At 55.1% G+C, this 17,360-nt stretch carries 16 protein-coding genes; 13 read left to right on the top strand and 3 right to left on the bottom strand.

What is annotated here, in order from left to right:
* Positions 1 to 221 precede the first annotated feature (221 nt).
* Positions 222 to 506, top strand: coding sequence for a hypothetical protein (locus ACYX34_RS02120; RefSeq protein ID WP_462074902.1), 285 nt, complete (start codon positions 222 to 224; stop codon positions 504 to 506).
* Between the two features lie 176 nt (positions 507 to 682).
* On the opposite strand, the gene ACYX34_RS02115 is transcribed toward ACYX34_RS02120, so the two are convergent.
* The gene (locus ACYX34_RS02115; protein ID WP_462074901.1) at positions 683 to 2,554 is read right to left on the bottom strand and encodes an alkaline phosphatase D family protein; all 1,872 of its coding nucleotides are present in this window, start codon (positions 2,552 to 2,554) and stop codon (positions 683 to 685) included.
* Positions 2,555 to 2,984: 430 nt separating this feature from the next.
* Here ACYX34_RS02115 and ACYX34_RS02110 point away from each other — a divergent pair, with 430 nt between their 5' ends.
* The 4 genes from ACYX34_RS02110 (at position 2,985) to ACYX34_RS02095 (ending at position 6,363) form a co-directional block, all read left to right on the top strand.
* Positions 2,985 to 4,544: an alginate export family protein gene (locus ACYX34_RS02110; protein WP_462074900.1), complete on the top strand. Its 1,560-nt coding sequence runs from the start codon at positions 2,985 to 2,987 to the stop codon at positions 4,542 to 4,544.
* Positions 4,545 to 5,098: 554 nt separating this feature from the next.
* A complete protein-coding gene (locus ACYX34_RS02105; RefSeq protein ID WP_462074899.1) occupies positions 5,099 to 5,239 on the top strand; it encodes a hypothetical protein in 141 nt (46 codons plus the stop codon).
* A gap of 1 nt (position 5,240) precedes the next feature.
* Entirely contained in the window at positions 5,241 to 5,726 is a 486-nt protein-coding gene (locus ACYX34_RS02100) for a DoxX family protein (protein WP_462074898.1), read from the top strand.
* 106 nt (positions 5,727 to 5,832) lie between these two features.
* Complete coding sequence (locus ACYX34_RS02095) at positions 5,833 to 6,363, top strand: hypothetical protein (protein WP_462074897.1); 531 nt, start codon at positions 5,833 to 5,835, stop codon at positions 6,361 to 6,363.
* Positions 6,364 to 7,224: 861 nt separating this feature from the next.
* On the opposite strand, the gene ACYX34_RS02090 is transcribed toward ACYX34_RS02095, so the two are convergent.
* Positions 7,225 to 8,061 (bottom strand): hypothetical protein, encoded by an 837-nt coding sequence (locus ACYX34_RS02090; protein WP_462074896.1) that lies wholly within the window; start codon positions 8,059 to 8,061, stop codon positions 7,225 to 7,227.
* The gene (locus ACYX34_RS02085) at positions 8,048 to 8,269 is read right to left on the bottom strand and encodes a hypothetical protein (RefSeq protein ID WP_462074895.1); all 222 of its coding nucleotides are present in this window, start codon (positions 8,267 to 8,269) and stop codon (positions 8,048 to 8,050) included. The genes ACYX34_RS02090 and ACYX34_RS02085 overlap by 14 nt, the downstream gene beginning before the upstream one ends.
* Before the next feature lie 254 nt (positions 8,270 to 8,523).
* Between ACYX34_RS02085 and ACYX34_RS02080 the strand changes: the two genes are divergently transcribed.
* The 8 genes from ACYX34_RS02080 to ACYX34_RS02045 all read left to right on the top strand — a co-directional run bounded on the left by ACYX34_RS02080 (position 8,524) and on the right by ACYX34_RS02045 (position 17,359).
* Positions 8,524 to 9,147, top strand: coding sequence for a TetR/AcrR family transcriptional regulator (locus tag ACYX34_RS02080; RefSeq protein ID WP_462074894.1), 624 nt, complete (start codon positions 8,524 to 8,526; stop codon positions 9,145 to 9,147).
* A 4-nt stretch (positions 9,148 to 9,151) separates the two neighbouring features.
* The gene (locus tag ACYX34_RS02075; protein ID WP_462074893.1) at positions 9,152 to 10,141 is read left to right on the top strand and encodes an HlyD family secretion protein; all 990 of its coding nucleotides are present in this window, start codon (positions 9,152 to 9,154) and stop codon (positions 10,139 to 10,141) included.
* The gene (locus tag ACYX34_RS02070) at positions 10,138 to 11,079 is read left to right on the top strand and encodes an ABC transporter ATP-binding protein (protein ID WP_462074892.1); all 942 of its coding nucleotides are present in this window, start codon (positions 10,138 to 10,140) and stop codon (positions 11,077 to 11,079) included. Before ACYX34_RS02075 ends, ACYX34_RS02070 begins: the two co-directional genes overlap by 4 nt.
* Positions 11,076 to 12,218 carry an ABC transporter permease gene (locus tag ACYX34_RS02065; RefSeq protein ID WP_462074891.1) on the top strand — a complete coding sequence of 381 codons (1,143 nt, stop codon included), beginning with the start codon at positions 11,076 to 11,078 and terminating at the stop codon, positions 12,216 to 12,218. The genes ACYX34_RS02070 and ACYX34_RS02065 overlap by 4 nt, the downstream gene beginning before the upstream one ends.
* A gap of 307 nt (positions 12,219 to 12,525) precedes the next feature.
* Positions 12,526 to 12,846, top strand: a complete 321-nt coding sequence (locus tag ACYX34_RS02060; RefSeq protein ID WP_462074890.1) for a hypothetical protein — start codon at positions 12,526 to 12,528, stop codon at positions 12,844 to 12,846.
* Positions 12,843 to 12,977, top strand: a complete 135-nt coding sequence (locus ACYX34_RS02055) for a hypothetical protein (protein ID WP_462074889.1) — start codon at positions 12,843 to 12,845, stop codon at positions 12,975 to 12,977. The genes ACYX34_RS02060 and ACYX34_RS02055 overlap by 4 nt, the downstream gene beginning before the upstream one ends.
* A 47-nt stretch (positions 12,978 to 13,024) precedes the next feature.
* Positions 13,025 to 14,179, top strand: a complete 1,155-nt coding sequence (locus ACYX34_RS02050; protein ID WP_462074888.1) for an efflux RND transporter periplasmic adaptor subunit — start codon at positions 13,025 to 13,027, stop codon at positions 14,177 to 14,179.
* A gap of 9 nt (positions 14,180 to 14,188) precedes the next feature.
* Positions 14,189 to 17,359 carry a multidrug efflux RND transporter permease subunit gene (locus tag ACYX34_RS02045; protein ID WP_462074887.1) on the top strand — a complete coding sequence of 1,057 codons (3,171 nt, stop codon included), beginning with the start codon at positions 14,189 to 14,191 and terminating at the stop codon, positions 17,357 to 17,359.
* Position 17,360 lies beyond the last annotated feature (1 nt).

Here is a 17,360-nt window from a genome sequence, read left to right as displayed (position 1 = left end):
ATGAAGCATACCGAAATCAGTCCCGAGGAATGCCTCTTGCCAAAATGCAGGTGCATCCCATGACAGAAGGAGGGTGCCACGTATCATCACCGGCCTACTCTTAGCGACTCCGTCATCGAAAAAAATGGCGAGTGTCATGCACGTATTGATGGTCCCGATCCTAACCGGCGTGTCTCTGATGATCGCTCCTGCGCACGCGCAGACAGCTGGAGGAGGTTGTCATGCATCGATTGATCACACTGGTGTTGATGGACTTTCTCGTAATGAGCGGATGGGCGCTTGCCGCAGATGAGCAGAACACTCAGGAACTCACAGCGAACGGATTGCGCACGATGCAGCCCTTCACCGTGAAGGATCACTGTGAGGTGCGGTGGACGTCGACCAACGATCTCTCCCTCTTCCTTCTTGATGCGCAAGGTGGGCGGTCGAGGAGCTGGGGTATTCGACTGGCGATGTGTCCGACGCGATGTATCATGCTAACGGCGGCACCTATTCTTTTTCTTTGAAAATCTCAAGCAGCGCGCACTGGATAATCACGGTGGTGCAGCTTCCGTAAAATTCAAAAACGCGTCTGTAAGGGTAGGCCGCTTCTTACTTTCTCTACCACAGAGGTGGAGATGCAAATGCGAGGCAGCATGATTCCAACTGACCGCGTGGTCAGGTAGGTCACTGAGGGCGAGGCTTATTGAGCCGTTAGTTGATGAGAGAACCGTGTTTTGCCGCTGTCATCAATCATCGTGACTTCCAAAGCGGTTCCGTGTATCGATATTTTCCCCACGTTCATGGAGCCGCCTTCACTAAACAATGTCGTGGGATGGAACGTCGAATCGGGCAGACGGGGAGTCATGGACGCGCCTGAGAGCGGCCCGGCGATGAACTCATGAAAATCACTCACGCCATCGCGGTTCGCATCATAGGCATTCACTTGCATGTAATGCACGTCGGCGGCGAGCCAGACCACATTCCGAACGGGTTGTGAAAGAATGGTCTGTACGATCGTGCGTAACTCGTGTTGAAAGCCTGTTCCATCGGCCCCAAGGGCCCAGCTATCATTTCCTGGCGTCGCAAGGCTTCCGGCCTTTGGTGTGGATAAGGGCACACTTGTGGCGATGATTTTCCACGTGGCGGTGGACTGAGCGATTCCATTCACTAGCCACGAAAGTTGGGCCTTTCCCAACATCGTTTTGTCCGACCCATCGGGATCCGTGTTACGGCTCCGGTACTGACGCGTATCCAAGAGAAAGATGTCGAGATCGGCGCCGTAACGGACTCGTCGATAGAGCCGCATCGGATCATCGGAGGCATGGCGAATCGGCCAGTATTCGAACAGGGCCTGCCGCCCGAGTGGCATGAGAGGCTCATAGGGGCCGGAGAAGTTATTGGTGACATCATGATCATCCCACACGGCCCAGATCGGAACCGACGCAAGAAACCGTTGGAGAGCAAACGATCCATGTTGATAGCGATGCTTCGCTCGGTACTGGCTGAGCGTGGACGCCGTGAACTCACTCCCCGCCGCATTCGGTGGAGACGGACAACGGTCATCGCCATAGATGAGATCACCCAGCAGAATCATAAAGTCCGGTTGATGATGTCGAAGCATGTCAAAGATAGGATAGCCCATGCCGTCATCTCGACAGCGCTGTTGTCCTCCCAAATCAGCACTCCATAAAAAGGTCGTCGGAACTGACTCAGTCGCGGATGGTGCAGTCCTAAACTCGCCCTGCATGAGCCCTCCCACCGAGTCCGTCGGCAGGGGGGGGTGAATGGTGCGAACCGTATAGCGATAGCGAGTCGCCGGGCGCAATCCGGTCAGTGGAATCTGCATGGTGAAGTCCTGCGCGGCTTTCGTGGAGAAAAGTTCGGTTTTGACGCGAGGCGCGTGTTCCCATTCATCTACTGGCGCGGAGCGGACTTCGACCTGAGCCGGGCCATCTGTCCGAAACCACAGCACCGCGGAGTCACTGGTGACATCGCCGGTCGCGATGCCATGAGACACGGCGCCCGTCGGTGAGGCGAGAGCCGTATCAGAAGTAGGTGCTTGATCGAGCGGGCTATTCAGACAATAGGTCTCGTGTCGTAATGGGTAATAGCCGGTGGGCAAGTGGGGAAAATCACTGATCGCGTGGCGACCGGTGTTCCATACATGCAGACAGCGAGCAATCAAATAAGGGACAGGCTTCCGTGTACTCGGTATGGTGACTGCGGAGGTACCTGTAAGGAGACCCACCACAATCAGCTTGTTCCCTGGCTGGAGCGCAGCCGGGTCGAGGCGTTGGAGGTACCGCAGCACAAACCGGCCAGTGGATGGCGCCGACTCGACCACCATGGTTCTGGATGGATTCAGGGGCAAGGCCTCGACGGTCATCACAGAGCCCTCGTCCGTTTTCTCCACACTAAGAATCCGACCGCCGACTTGAACCAGGTGGTTCGTGAGATAAGTTTCGGCTTCTGGATTGAAGATGTCCATTTGAAGAGCGGGATCGAGCGTCTTCGTGACATCGGGTGGGAATAAGGGTTGCGTGCAGGCCGATAGTGCGCACGCAAGGAACATTGCACCAATGAGATGCAGACGGTTCGCTCTCCACGAGAATTTCCGATGTGAGCAACAGCGCGATACCGTGCAAATTTCGATCGCTCTTTCCGTCAGATACGTGCGAACTCTATAGGTCAGATTTTGATGCCTCCACGGACTCGCGTCGGTTATTTCCATTTGCCTTCGCTCCTCATTGATTTCTCTGCAAGCTGCAACTGCTTTTTATAACCTATCACACAATCGTGAATGGATGGGTAATGAGTATTGGAGGGGAGGGAACATCAGAAAGGTATCGAAGCGGAAGTCATAAGGTCACGGCAAAATAGTCTCTGGATCCTCCTATTTGAACTATCCTTCTTAGAGTAGGACGACCTCGAAGCTCGATGTGTTATCGTTTGTAGACGACTGCTTCAGTCCCAGCCTTGATCTGCTGATGACAGGAAAGTGCATGCGTACATCTGAGACGTTTCGACGCAGTCGAGACATCCTCTTGTCCGCTATATTCTTCCTCGCAGGAACCGGTTCCGGGTACGCCGTTGAATATGGCGAATTAGTTCGGAAGGACGGAAAGTTGATTTTTCAGAGCGCGGAAGACCCACTATTCAAGCTTATGCGGGATCGTGGACTGATCTCCAGCGAGCGATACCAGGCGGTGTTGTTATCAATGACGGAAAACCGAATTGAGTCTCCCGATGCGGTCCTTATCAATAACCGAAGAGAATTTGAATGGACTCGGTATTTAAAAGCCGCGCTGCACCTGCCAGACTGGGTCGATCTGGGCTTGGAAAATAGGACTCGTTTCGAATCCTACGATCATCCCTGGCGGGCAAACCAAGCAGTTGGAAATGGACGGACAGATGCGCAAATTCCTCTGCGGTCACGGCTTCGTTTTGGATTGGGCGGGAACGGTCCGTTGCGATTCCTATTCGAAGGGCAGGATGCGCGGTCTTATCTCAATAATGATCCGGGAGATTTTCGAGACACGACCACGGTCGATAAATTCGATATCTTGCAGTTGTTCGGGTCAGTGACGTTGAACAATATCTCCGGAACCGGGTTGAGAACCGATTTCCACTTTGGACGTTGGACGAGTGATTTCGGACGTCGCCGCCTTATTGCGCGAAGCAATTTTCGAAATGCCTCAACCGCGTTCGACGGGTTTCACTGGCAAGTCAGCCGGGACAAAACGTGGCGGTTCAGAGCGTTTGCCGTGGAACCGGTCGTCCGAGACGAAGAAAACCTGGATCGGCAATTTCACACCTCCTTGTTTTGGGGAACGTATTTTGAGAGTCGCCATTTCCCCTGGTTCCAGATCGACGCCTACTACATGGGACTCAATGATCAGCGTGTCGCCACAGTGACCAATCGCCGCACGTATTCAACGTTTGGCGGGCGCCTTTTTAAAGACCCCAAGCCGGGTGAGTTTGATTACGAAATCGAGACAGCTTGGCAGTTCGGAACGAGAGGTGGGACCGACCACTTCGCCCATCTTCAGCATCTGGACCTCGGATTTATGTTCAATCTCCCCTGGACCCCTCGATTGGTGTTCCAATATGATTATGCCAGTGGAGATCGTCAGCCAGGCGATAGCCACGATGGTGGATTCGACACCTTGTTTGGCGCTCGACGGTTTGAGTACGAGCCGACCAGCATCTGGGGCCCATTTTCTAGAACGAATCTCAACTCCCCGGGTTGGCGTATCATCGTCACGCCTGCATCAGGCTGGAATTTGCAAGTCAAACACCGCGTCTGGTATCTGGCGCAGAGCAAGGATTTCTTTGGTAGTTCCGGTCTACGAGATTCGACAGGGCAAGCAGGCACCTCACTGGGGCAGGATGTGGATCTTCAAGTGCAATGGATCGTCAACTCCAACTTGGAATTTGACGCTGGCTACGTGCATTGGTTCAAAGGATCTTATTTCGACCGGCTGCCTTCCTCTGCTGGTTTACCAGCTGGAGGAAACAAGGACAGTGACTACTTGTATGCTTCCATGCGAATCAGAATGTGAGGGTTCGCTATTCCGCTGACCATGTGTGTGGCGACTCGGCGTGAAGAGACTCCGACTCCACCGGGCAAAGTCATTAGCGATCATGGTCGCTGAGTCATCCCCTTTCCGAAGATGGAAATACACCCTGCCGTCAAGTCGTTTTTCAAGACATTGCACCTTGACGTGTCTTGAGTTTTCAATGGAACCCACCTTTTTGCCTCTGGGTCCGACTCACTACGTGGCGCAGAATCGTCAGACCGGACATGTTTGCGGATAATTACTTGTCGATGTGCGCCTGGGGTGGAGGACGGACGGATGACCCTGTAGGCGAAGGTCACCCGTTCGATTTGGGTCGCCTCCATCACCTCACTCATGACGATCGATTTCGTCACGTGACGAACCTTCGGCGTTCAAATTTCTTACGCGATGCGTGGCGGAGCCGACGGTCTTCCTAAATGAGAGGCGTACATTGAGAATTCAGCCTCTGTGTATGGCTAACTCTTGCTATCCGGTGAGTGGAATGTCTCTTGCTTTTGGTGTGGATAAGATGGCTCGAAAGAAACGGAGGTGACGTCATGAATAATGTGATTCTATGGACCATATGGTACGGCCTACTCGTTTCGTTGCCGCCCCTCATGACCAGGGTGTTGATCAAGCATGCGACGACAAGGGTCGAAACTCGTCGGCGGGCATTTTCACGGGAAAAAGAGGTGTAACATGTCGTTTTTCAGAACAGATGATTCGTGGGCTGGTTTCATTCTGCGAGTTGGGCTGGGAGTGGTGATCTTCACGCATGGGGCTCAGAAGCTGTTCGGCTGGTTTGGCGGAAATGGCTTCGAAGGAACCATGGGATTCTTCACGCAGAAAATGGGACTCCCATGGCTTGTGGCGTGGCTCGTCATTATCGGGGAGTCGCTCGGGAGCCTTGGCTTGATCGCCGGCCTTCTGACTCGGTTTACGGCTGCGAGCTTTATCGTGATCATGATCGGAGCGATCGCCATGGTGCATTGGCCGCAGGGATTTTTCATGAACTGGTTCGGCCAGCAGCCGGGAGAGGGCTTTGAATATCATCTGTTGGTCATTGCCATGAGCGCCGCCCTTGTCGTGAGCGGCGGCGGGAGGTGGGCGTTGGACAATGTCATTGCTCGTTGGCTCAATAAAGGAGAAAGGGGCTTCGAACACCCGATGAGGAAGGCGGCATAACCGCTCTTGTATCGATCTCTCGCCTTCATTTCCTAGGATTGTGCCCCGTATGGTTTAGGAGAGCAACGGGGTATAGTCGATCCGTTCTAAGTGAAAGGAGATAAACATGAGAGCTATCAACTACGCATGGGCGATCGGACTGGCTCTGATTTTTGGGCTCGGCGCCGGATCTTCAGCTTCCGCGAGAACCGTTGAGGCCGGAGACTCCAGTTCGAGTTGGAGCGGAACCGGCGAGTTCATCGAGCTTGGCAACGGAGATCAGGTCGTCAATGGGATGGTGAAAGGAATACTGATCTCTCGTCACAAAGACGGAGGTAAGATGATCGTTCATTCCTCCAAGCTGGCTTGCCCTGTGCGTGTGAATCTCAACCGACAGAAAGACACTCAGGCCATCGAAGGACTCTGCACGATCGTGGCGCATGAGGGCAAGGATGTCGGGTATGGTCACTGGAAGTGCGCTGGGAACTTAAAAGAATGTACGGGTGATTTCACGTTTACGGGCGGTTCCGGTGGATTCACCGGTATGTCGGGAACCACTCCGTTCCAGACCAATATCGTCTTTGAAATACAGGAAGGGAAAAATGACCAAGCCATCGGGTATGCGGTCTGGCCGAATCTCACATACATGCTGCCGTAAGTCATTATTCGATTTTCCGGCATGCGCCGACCGTTCGGCAGCGTGCAGGAAAGTCGGCAAATCGCCTTCATCTCTCCCCTAAACTCCCGCTCGGTTCTTGGAAGTATCTTCGCCGTTATCTCCACAACTTGAACGGTGCCGGCCTGTTCAATGAGTTCTGGAATGTATGTTGCCAGATGGAAGTAGGTGAACCCTTAAACAAGGGAGGTCGATCATGGCGACAGCAAGATTATTGGAAAAAAATCGAAAGAGCGCGAGCGCCCCGCTGACTCCATACATTGTTTCAGGTGCAGGGGACTGATGATCGTTGAAGAATCTTTCGACTCAATCGCCGGAGCAGCCCATGGCGATTTTCTGGTAAGACGGTGTATGCAGTGTGGTGAAGTTGTCGATCCGGTTATTTTGCAGAATCGCCGATTGCAGCTCGGGAATGATCCGAATCAAACCATAAAGTGACAAATTACAGCATGCTGAAGATCACTTAACAACGAGGCGCATCATCTCGGGTGAGCGTAAAACGCACCACGCTCCAATCGAATACTGAGCAACAATGAGAGTTTGTGTTCCTTCGACGTACGCAGCCGAGGAGAGTAGGAGGTTGATGTGATTCGTTAGTGGCGTATCGTACTGCGACGAATGGGAGTATGAGTAGGGGCACAATACAAGATCAAGTCCCAAAGACTGACTCATGCTCAACTAAACGTTGAGCATGAGTCAGTCTCCTCGGCTCTCAGAAGGGAGAGCATCAGTTTCTTATCGGCAAGAAGCTCCAGCGTCTCAAGCTCCTCAGGAGACAGGAGAACAGCCGAGGCTGCCCCATTTCGAGTGATGATGACTCACCCTCGTTCTAGGCGAGAGCTTTTATCGGTGTCGGTCGAGCGCCGTTTGTTCCCCCGCCAGACGCTCAAACATCGCGGCGCTGATGTCAGGACTGCTTGGCCAATGGCCGCGCGTTCTGCCTTCGTGCGTGTGATAGGTCTGCAACTGGTCAGGGTCAGGTTGCACAACCTTCCCACCCTGCACAAACAGCAAGCCAATTTTTTCAGTCGGCATGCGCGTCACAAAGGCCTCGGCCTCGTTGAGAACTTCCCGCAGGCGGATCATGGTTGCGGCAGGATCGATACGTGGGTCGCTATCGAGGCGGCGGAAATCGGCCTCGGTGTATCGGGCAAGACGGCGAATCTCGCCGATGATGCCTTCCGGTGTGAATCCGATGTCTTTCCCGGCAGCGGCCCAGATGACCGCGCCAAGCGGGAGAATCCGTTCATGCACGGTTAACAAATCGACGACATCACGCGGTTCCCGGCGTCCATAGGCGGCGGCGACTTTATTGGTCGAGAGGTCAACGGGGTGCAAGACATACCCGAAGGTATCATCGCGCATAGAGGGGAAAAACCGGAACTCGCTATCAACTACCCATTCAAGCTTTGTCGTTGCCTGTTCCCGCGCCACGAGTACGGTGTAGATGGTTGGATCGCGCCTGATCCATTGCAGGGTATACCCATGCTGCTCCAGCACGGCGACATCAGTGTGCGCGGCCCGAGCCACCCGGTCTTCACGGTCGTGAAACACATCAATGTCGCCAGAAAAACGCGGGGCGTTGACATTGAGCGGCGTACTTCCGGCAATATAGCTTTCGGGGTCGCGGTGCGCGGCGATCAGGCGCAGAATGTCGGACTGGATTTTAGTGAGGGGCACGGCGGCAGGCCTTTTCAATCTGTTCCGCCAAGCGCCGCGCCTCAAGGTTGCCTTCAACACGCAAACTGTGTGTGATTGCCAGCGCATCGGCGGGGGTTGGTTCCGGGACGGCCCTGCTGCTCCATAACGCCCGTGCGCCAAACTTCTCAAAGGCGCGGTGGTACAGCGTGGCGTAGTCCTCTGGCGGGTCTGGCGTCTCGTTGATCATAGGATGTGCTTACCATGTCTGCATGCTGAATGCCAGCATTCGGCCCTGCTGCTCTTTCCAAGCCCTCCCGTGTTTCACGATGGGTAAGTTATGAAACGGCACTGGAAGCCGTTTAAACACTGCCTCTTGGCTGTTTCATAAGTCTGTTTCACGTCAACAGGGCGTAGCGCCGTGATCACCATGAAGACGGATTTGACAGGCCCGACAGGAAACTGATAATACGAAAATAGTTTCTATGGTACCCATGGTCTCTTATGTCGATTCGAAATCCTAAGCAGCAAGAACCATCAGTCGATCAAGCCGGTGTTCGACGAGTGGTCGCTGTAGCACGCCGCCAATTCCTCGCCCACGGCTTTCGCTCCGTGAGCATGGATGACCTCGCTGCCGAATTGGGTATGAGCAAGAAGACCCTCTATGTGTCCTTTCCAAGCAAGGATGCGCTGATTGAGACTGTATTAAAGGACAAATTCAGGGAAGTAGAGGCGGATCTCGGGCAGTTGGCAAGAGAGCAAGCTGCTGATGTCGAGACGGCACTTCATCAATTCCTCAGCTGCCTGCAACGGCACACTGCAGAGATTCAGCCGGCATTCGTCAGAGACATTGGGCGCGAGACTCCGGAACTGTTTCAGCTGGTCGAGCAGAAGCGTCGTGAGCTCATCCGACGCTACTTCGGTGGGCTGTTCGAAGACGGGAAGAAAGCCGGCATGATTCGGAGTGATATCCCGACCCACCTCATCATCGAGATTCTATTGGGGGCAGTCCAGGCCATCATGAATCCACCCAAACTAATGGAGCTTGGTCTCACTGTGGAGCAGGGCTATTCGTCCGTCATTCGTCTTGTTCTAGAAGGTGCACTGGTTCCCAAAGAGAAGGTGTGACCTGATGGAATATTGTCGCCCGATTCGACGCCAGTTTCTCTCTATTGGAATCACGATGATAGTGCTTACTCCCCTGGCTGGTTGCGACAAGGCTCCTTCCGATCTGGTTCAAGGCTATGTTGAAGGGGAGTATGTCTATGTGGCGTCCCCATACGGCGGGGCTTTAGCGACGTTATCTGTGCGGCGTGGAATGCAGGTGACGGCTGGTGATCCTCTGTTCGCGCTTGAGCAAATCTCTGAGAAAGCCACGAGAGATGAAGCAGCGCGGAAGTTGAGCGAAGCACGGGCGAATCTGGACGACCGACGAAAGGGCAAACGACCCTCTGAGATTGCCTCCCTCCGGGCACAGCTTCAACAGGCTCAGGCAGCACTACAGCTGTCGTTACGTGAAGTGGCTCGTCAGGAGGGACTTATGACGGTGCCAGGTGCGGCGGTGGAACTCGAGGTGGACCGGGTCCGATCAGGGCGGGATCAAAACCAGCAGCGAGTCTCGCAGCTCGAAGCGGACTTGAATACGGCTCTCTTGGGCTCCCGGACGGATCAAGTTGTGGCAGCCGAAGCGGAGGTTCGAGCGAAGGAAGCAGCGCTGGCCAAAGCCGAGTGGGATCTTGCGCAGAAGCGCCAGGTTGCACCGAAGGCCGGGTTCGTCTTTGACACGCTCTATCGCGAGGGTGAGTGGGTCCCGGCAGGTCGCCCCGTTGTCGTGCTGTTGCCTCCTGACCACATCAAGGTCCGTGCATTTGTGTCTCAAACGAAACTTGGGGCGATGAAGCTTGGTGACCAAGTCCAAGTCATGGTCGATGGCGTGCAAGGCTCGATCTCAGGAAAGGTCAGCTACATGTCACCGAAAGCTGAATATACGCCACCGGTGCTCTATAGCCAGGGCAGTCGTGACAAGCTGGTTTTCATGGTTGAGGTGCTGTTTGATGAGGCTCGCGCGGTGAACTTACATCCTGGCCAACCGGTGGACATCCGATTCGAGGACGTTCAATGACGGCTGTGGTCAATAGACCGGAATTGGCCATCGATGTGAGCGGGATGACCAAGCGGTTCGGGGCACGCACCGTCGTGGATCGCATTGGGCTACAAGTGCGCCGTGGTGAGATTTATGGGTTTCTCGGCCCGAACGGCAGCGGCAAGACCACCTTTATCAGGATGCTCTGTGGACTTCTTCGAGCGGACGAAGGCCGTGGTACCTGTCTGGGCTATGACGTCATTCACCAAAGCGAAGCCATCAAAGCTGCCGTCGGCTACATGACCCAGCGGTTCAGTTTCTATGAGGATCTGAGCATTGCAGAGAATCTGGACTTCGTTGCGCGTATGTTCGGAATTCCTGATCGACGGGTTGCGGTGGAGCAGAGCCTTGAACGGTTGGGGCTGGCTGGTCGTCGGGAACAGCTGGCGGGGCAACTCTCAGGAGGCTGGAAGCAGCGGCTCGCGCTGGCCGCCTGCTTGATCCATCAACCACGATTGCTGCTGCTCGATGAGCCGACCGCCGGGGTCGATCCGAAAGCGAGACGAGAATTCTGGGAACAGATCCACGAGCTGGCTGCCGACGGGCTCACCTTCCTGATCACCACTCACTACATGGATGAAGCTGAGCGTTGTCATCGGCTGGCCTACATTTCGTACGGCAAGCTGCTTGCCGATGGGACTGTCTCGGATGTGATCGAACAGGCGCGACTCACGACCTGGTCGGTCAGCGGACCAAACCTCCATCAACTGGCCGTGGAACTTCGCCGGCAGCCTGCGGTTCAACAGGCGGTCGCGTTCGGAGATCGGCTCCATGTCAGCGGCGCCGATCCGGTCATGCTCGAAGCCACGGTGGCCGCGTTTCGTACCAGTCCCTATGAATGGCATCAGGTCGACACAGGGCTTGAAGATGTGTTCATCCATCTGATGGAGCACTCGTCGGATAATTTTGCATCATGAGGATCCATTCGCCATTTTCATTATCCCGTTTCTGGGCGATCGTGGTGAAAGAGTTCATCCAGATGCGCCGCGACCGGGTGACGTTTGGGATGATGATTGGGGTGCCGTTGATCCAGCTTGTCCTGTTCGGCTTCGCGATCAATGCCGATCCGAAACATCTGCCGACGGCTGTACTGCTGTCCGACTACGGTGCTCATGGGAGGACGCTTCTGCAAGCCATCCGCAACAGCAACTACTTTGAGTTTGTCCGGGAGGTAAAGACCGAGCAGGAAGCTGAGGAGGTGTTGGCACGAGGGGAGGCCCAGTTCGTGATCAACATTCCGCCGAACTTCTCGCGCGACGTGCTTCGCGGCGAGCACCCAGCCATCCTTGTCGAAGCCGATGCGACCGATCCCGCTGCGACGAGCAATGCGATCGGCTCGTTACGGGTATTGATGGCGACGGCGCTCCAACAGGACCTGAGGGGTCCATTGGAGTATGTGGCCGGAAGTCACGACCCGATCGAGTTGCGCGTTCACGCCCGCTATAACCCGGAAGCCATCACGCAATACAACATCGTGCCGGGGCTGATGGGTGTGGTGCTGACCATGACGATGGTGATGATTACTGGTCTGGCCATCACCCGTGAACGGGAACGGGGGACGATGGAGAATCTCCTGTCGATGCCCACAAGACCGTTTGAGGTCATGATCGGCAAGGTGTTGCCATACATTTTGGTCGGCTATGTCCAGGTCATCCTCATTCTCCTGTCGGCTCATCTGCTGTTTGGTGTGCCGGTGGAAGGCAATCTTCCTATGTTGTTTGTGTCAGCGTTGGTGTTCATTGTGGCCAACCTGGCGATGGGGATCACGTTTTCCACCTTGGCGCAAAACCAACTGCAAGCTATGCAGCTGTCGTTCTTTTTCTTTTTGCCGTCTCTGCTGCTATCGGGCTTTATGTTCCCCTTTCGCGGCATGCCGCAATGGGCACAGTCGATCGGCGAGATGCTGCCGCTCACGCATTTTCTACGGATTGTACGAGGGATCATGTTGAAGGGGAACGGAGTCGAAGAGGTTGTGCTGCAACTGTGGCAGATCGCTCTGTTCGCTGTAGTGGTATTAGTGGTTGGGGTGAAGCGGTATCGTCAAACGTTGGACTAATATGCGGGACGGCTTTGTGAGACGATCTGATCCATCACGCGAATTAGTTAGACTCCCAGCCTGTTCAGCTGTCGAGCTATATCGTGCCGACATTTCGGCACAGTGCCGTGAGCTCGGCAGAGTTCCTCAAGGCATGCTGTGTTTCTATGCGTTTCTGAGAGGCAAGACTCACTCTTTTCAATGGCTTTGTTCGACCCATTGCAGCACCAATTATTGGAACATAAGTTGCGTTATCGGATTGAGTGAAGCTATCGCTGAGGTGTGGACATCGTTGGATAGACGCCAGGTGAATGGGAGCCGGGAGGCGATGCTCAAGATCACGAGCCAACAAGATCCGGTGTTACAAGACATGTTGCTTGTCCTGGAAGGGCGTCTTGCGGGTCCCTGGGTCGAAGAGCTCAGGACCTATTGCCGGCGCGCAGTTGAACATCAGCAGCCGTGCAGCCGAATTGATTTGACCGGTGTCACCTTCATCGATGCGGATGGGAAATTGCTGTTAGCTCAGCTCTGGCAGCAAGGAGTGGAATTACGGGCCTCCGGCTGTTTGACCAGGTGTCTGGTCGAGGAGATTCGGAAGATGGGCCGTATCGATTCAGGAGGTCGGCAGAACGACAGGATGACTTCATGATGACACGACATGATCTCGCTGAGTTGGGTTGTTACCGTGAGAGCTTTCGGCGAGAAGTCCGATCTGGCTTCGGCTTGCCGCCGTTGTATGCTCCTCGGTACAATGCTCCGTTTATCGCGGGTGAAGAGTAATTATAAGGATTGCACAGTAGGGTGAGTAGCATGGGAAGAGGTATCAATTGAAGGCACATATCGCAATGTTGTGGGTGTTGGTCGCAATTGGATTAGCCGGCTGTAAACAGGAAGCCGGGTCAATGCCGGCGCAGCCGGTGCCTCAGGTAGAAGTGGTCACGGTTCAGACTCAAATTATTCCTGATGAACCGGAGTTTATCGGTCGAGCGGAGGCCTCCCGTCCAGTTGAGATCCGGTCGCAAGTCACGGGAATTTTGAAGGCGGTGCTGTATCCTGAAGGCCGCGACGTGAAAAAGGGCGAGCAGCTGTATCAGATCGATCCGGTACCCTTCAAGGCGGCGGTTGCCAGTGCCAAGGCCAAGATCGCACAGGCAGAGGCGCGGGTCGTCCAGGCCCGGCAGGATTTGGCCCGGGTGAAGCCGTTGTTGGCCGACCAGGCCGTGAGCCAAAAAGATGTCGATGATGCGATTGCTCAAGAGTTGTCGGCAAATGCGGCGCTGCAAGGGGCGCAGGCCGACCTCATCAAGGCTCAGTTCGATCTGGACAACACGCTTATTACGGCTCCGATCAGCGGCATCATTGAACGCAGCCGATACTATGAAGGACGGTTGGTCTCGGCTCAAACCGATTTACTGACCACGATCCATCGGGTCGATCCCATGTACGTGGTGGTGAACGTGCCGGAGACGTTCATTCTGAAACGTCGACGGGACATTGAAGCGAAGCGAATTACCCATCCGGGCGACTATCAATTGCGAGGACGGCTCACACTGATGGATGGGACCGCCTATCCCCAGGAAGGCGTCCTCGATCTCTTGGAGCCGGGGTTGCGGACGGAAACCAGCACACGCCAAACGCGTATCACGTTTCCGAATCCCAACCGGATCATTCTGCCGGGGCAATTTGTGAAGGTCCGATTCACCGGCGATACGAAAACGAACGCAGTCCTCATCCCGCAACGATCGGTCTTGCAGGGCCCGCAGGGTCCGTTTGTCTTTGTGGTGAACCGTGAGGAAAAGGTCGAGATTCGAGACGTCGTCGCAGCGGATTGGAAAGGAGATCAGTGGCTCATCGATCACGGCTTGAATGCCGGCGATCGAGTCGTTGTCAATGGGATCATGCAGATCGGCCCTGGGGCACCAGTGAATGCGGTGCCTTGGATTGCCGCCAATGCGGAGTCTACCCCCGCTCGTCCTCAGTAAGGATCAACAGTGATTTCACATACATTTATTGACCGGCCGATTTTTGCTTCAGTGGTGTCGATCGTTGTGGTCGTGATGGGACTGCTGGCCATGCAGTTCCTGCCGATCGCGCAGTTCCCGGAAATCACTCCGCCGGTGGTCCAGATCGATGCGGACTATCCCGGCGCCAGCGCCGAAGTCGCGGCGGAAGCCGTCGCGCGTCCGATCGAGGTGACACTGCCGGGTATCGACAATCTGCTGTACTACGAATCGACCAGCAGCAACGACGGACATGTCACGATCAAGTTGACGTTCGAAATCGGAACGAACCCAGACATTGCACAAGTTCAGACGCAAAATCGGGAGAAACTCGCCGAACCACAGCTGCCTCCGGAAGTTGTCCGACAGGGCATCTCGGTCAAAAAGATGTCCCCCGACCTTGTATTGGTGGTGGCGCTCAAGTCGACCGACCCTCGGCACGATGCCGTCTTTCTCTCCAACTATGCCACGCTTCGGATCGTCGATGACCTGAAGCGCGTCAAGGGTGTCGGGGATGCGCTGGTGTTTGGTCAGCAAAATTACAGCATGCGGATCATCCTTAACCCGCTGCTGATGGCCAAACTGGATCTCACTCCGAGTGACATCACGGCCATCATCCGCGAGCAGAATCGCGATTATCCAGCGGGGACGATCGGGCGTGAACCCGCTCCAAAGGGGACGGAGCTGACGATCCCCATCATCACCAAGGGTCGCTTGACCGAGGTCAAGGATTTTGAAGAGCTGATTGTACGGGCCCTTCCCGATGGTTCGACAGTGCGTCTCAAGGACGTTGCCCGCATTGAATTGGGGGCTCAGGCCTATGGTCTTGAAGGGCGATGGAACAGCAAACCGACGACCTTCATTCTGACGTTCTTATCACCCGGCGCGAACGCGCTTGATACCGTACGTCGTACGCGGGCTCAGATGGATGAACTCGCCAAGAATTTTCCAGCCAGCGTGTCATATGACACGCCGTATGACACCACGCGGTTTATTGAGATTTCTATCAAAGAAGTGGTCAAGACGCTGCTGGAAGCGATGGTGCTGGTTGTCTTCGTCGTGTATCTGTTTCTCCAGACCTGGCGTGCCACTATTATTCCCACCGTTGCCGTTCCCGTCTCGCTGATCGGAACGTTCATCGGCCTCTATGCCCTTGGTTTCTCCATCAATACGATCACCCTCTTTGGGATGGTGCTGGCCATTGGGATCGTCGTGGACGACGCCATCGTGGTGGTGGAGAATGTCGAACGACATATGCGCGAGGATCGTCTCTCCGCGAAGGAGGCGGCCAAGCGGGCGATGAACGAAGTGACTGAGCCGATCATTGCCATTGTGTTGGTTCTCGTATCCGTCTTTGCTCCAGTCGGATTTATCGGCGGGATTACGGGGGCTCTCTATAAACAGTTCGCTGCGACGATCGCAATCTCCGTGACGGTTTCGGGGTTTGTCGCCCTGACTCTGAGCCCGGCGCTCTGCGGGGTGGTTCTGACGCTTCATCAGGACAGACGGAGTGGGTTTTGGGAATGGTTCGATCGCCAGTTCGGTCGGACACAACGGGGCTATACGCGTATCACGTCTGCGCTGCTTGTCAGGCCGATTCGTGTCATGGCGGTCTTCGTCCTCTTATTGGTTGCATCTATCGGACTGTTTGAGAAGTTGCCGAAAAGTTTTCTGCCCGAGGAAGACCAAGGGTACTTCATCGTGATCGCGCAACTCCCTGATGGGGCATCGAAACAGCGGACGGTCGCGGTACTCGAACGAGTCGAGCGATTTTTCCAGGCCATTCCGGCGGTCCATTCCACCGATGCGCTGACCGGGCAGAATTTCGTGTTCGGTACGAGAGGGCCCAATTCGGCGACCATGTTTGTCCCGTTACAACTATGGGATGAACGGCCTGAGCCTCAATACCATGCGAAAGCGTTGGTCGGTGCGGCGTACGGAGAGTTTGCCAAGATTCCGGAAGCTCTACTCTTGGCATTCAATGCACCGGCTATTCGTGGAGTCGGTGCCGTCGGCGGTTTCTCTGCTCAACTCCAAGATCCGAGCAGCGGCGACTTCAAAAAATTCGCCATGGTGGCGCAGCAATTCGTCGAGCGCGCACAGAAAGAGCCGGCGATCGGACGGGTCGGAACCAATTTCCGCGTCTCCTCACCGAGACTCTATGCCAATGTGAATCGGGAGCGAGCGAAAGCGCTGGGCGTGCCGATTTCGGATATTTTTGATACGCTCCAGGCATATTTCGGAAACTTTTACATCAATGACTTCGTCAAGTTCGGTCGCGTCTATCATGTACAAACCGAAGCTGATGCTGAGTTTCGTGCGACACCGCAAAACCTGTCGAACATCTATGTGAGAGCTGTGAACGCACGAGGGATCAACATGATTCCGCTCGATACGCTTGTGACGGCGGAGTACCAGAGCGGACCGGACCCGGTGAACCACTTCAATGGGTACAACACAGCGTTGCTCCTGGGCGCGGCCGCACCGGGGTTCAGCTCAGGGCAAGCGTTGGAAGCCCTGGACCGAGTGGCGAAAGAGGTGCTGGTCCCTCAGGGCTATGCCATCGATTGGAGCAACATCTCCTTCCAAGAGCGACGAGTCGGGGGGCAATCCAATCAGGTCTTTGTCATCGGATTGTTGATGGTCTTTCTAGTCTTGGCGGCCCAGTTCGAGAGTTGGGTTGTGCCGTTTGCGGTGATTTTGGCCGTTCCATTCGGGATCTTCGGTGCGTTGACGGCCGTGTGGCTTCGAGGGTTTGAGAACGATCTCTACTTCCAGATCGGGCTGGTGACATTGATCGGCTTATCGGCGAAGAATGCGATCTTGATCGTCGAGTTTGCCAATACCCGATACGAGGCAGGGCGGCCCTTGATTGAGGCAGTCGTCGAAGCGGCACGGTTACGCTTTCGACCGATTATCATGACCTCAATGGCGTTCATTTTTGGTATGTTTCCACTGGTCATCGCCAGTGGTGCGGGAGCGGCAAGCCGTCAGTCGATAGGCACCGGTGTACTGGGTGGGATGTTGGGAGCGACGTTCTTGGCCATCTTTTTTGTTCCCCTTTTCTATGTCTTGATTCGTAAGTGGACTCAAGGTAGAGCTCATACAGGTGCCGTGGCGACTCGGCTTACTGAGTCACCGTCACCAGAGGGGAAGGCCTAAC

Source organism: Nitrospira sp. CMX1, from assembly GCF_054902215.1.
The sequence above is the reverse complement of the archived record's forward strand: the minus strand, read 5'-3'. Positions and strand labels throughout refer to the sequence as shown.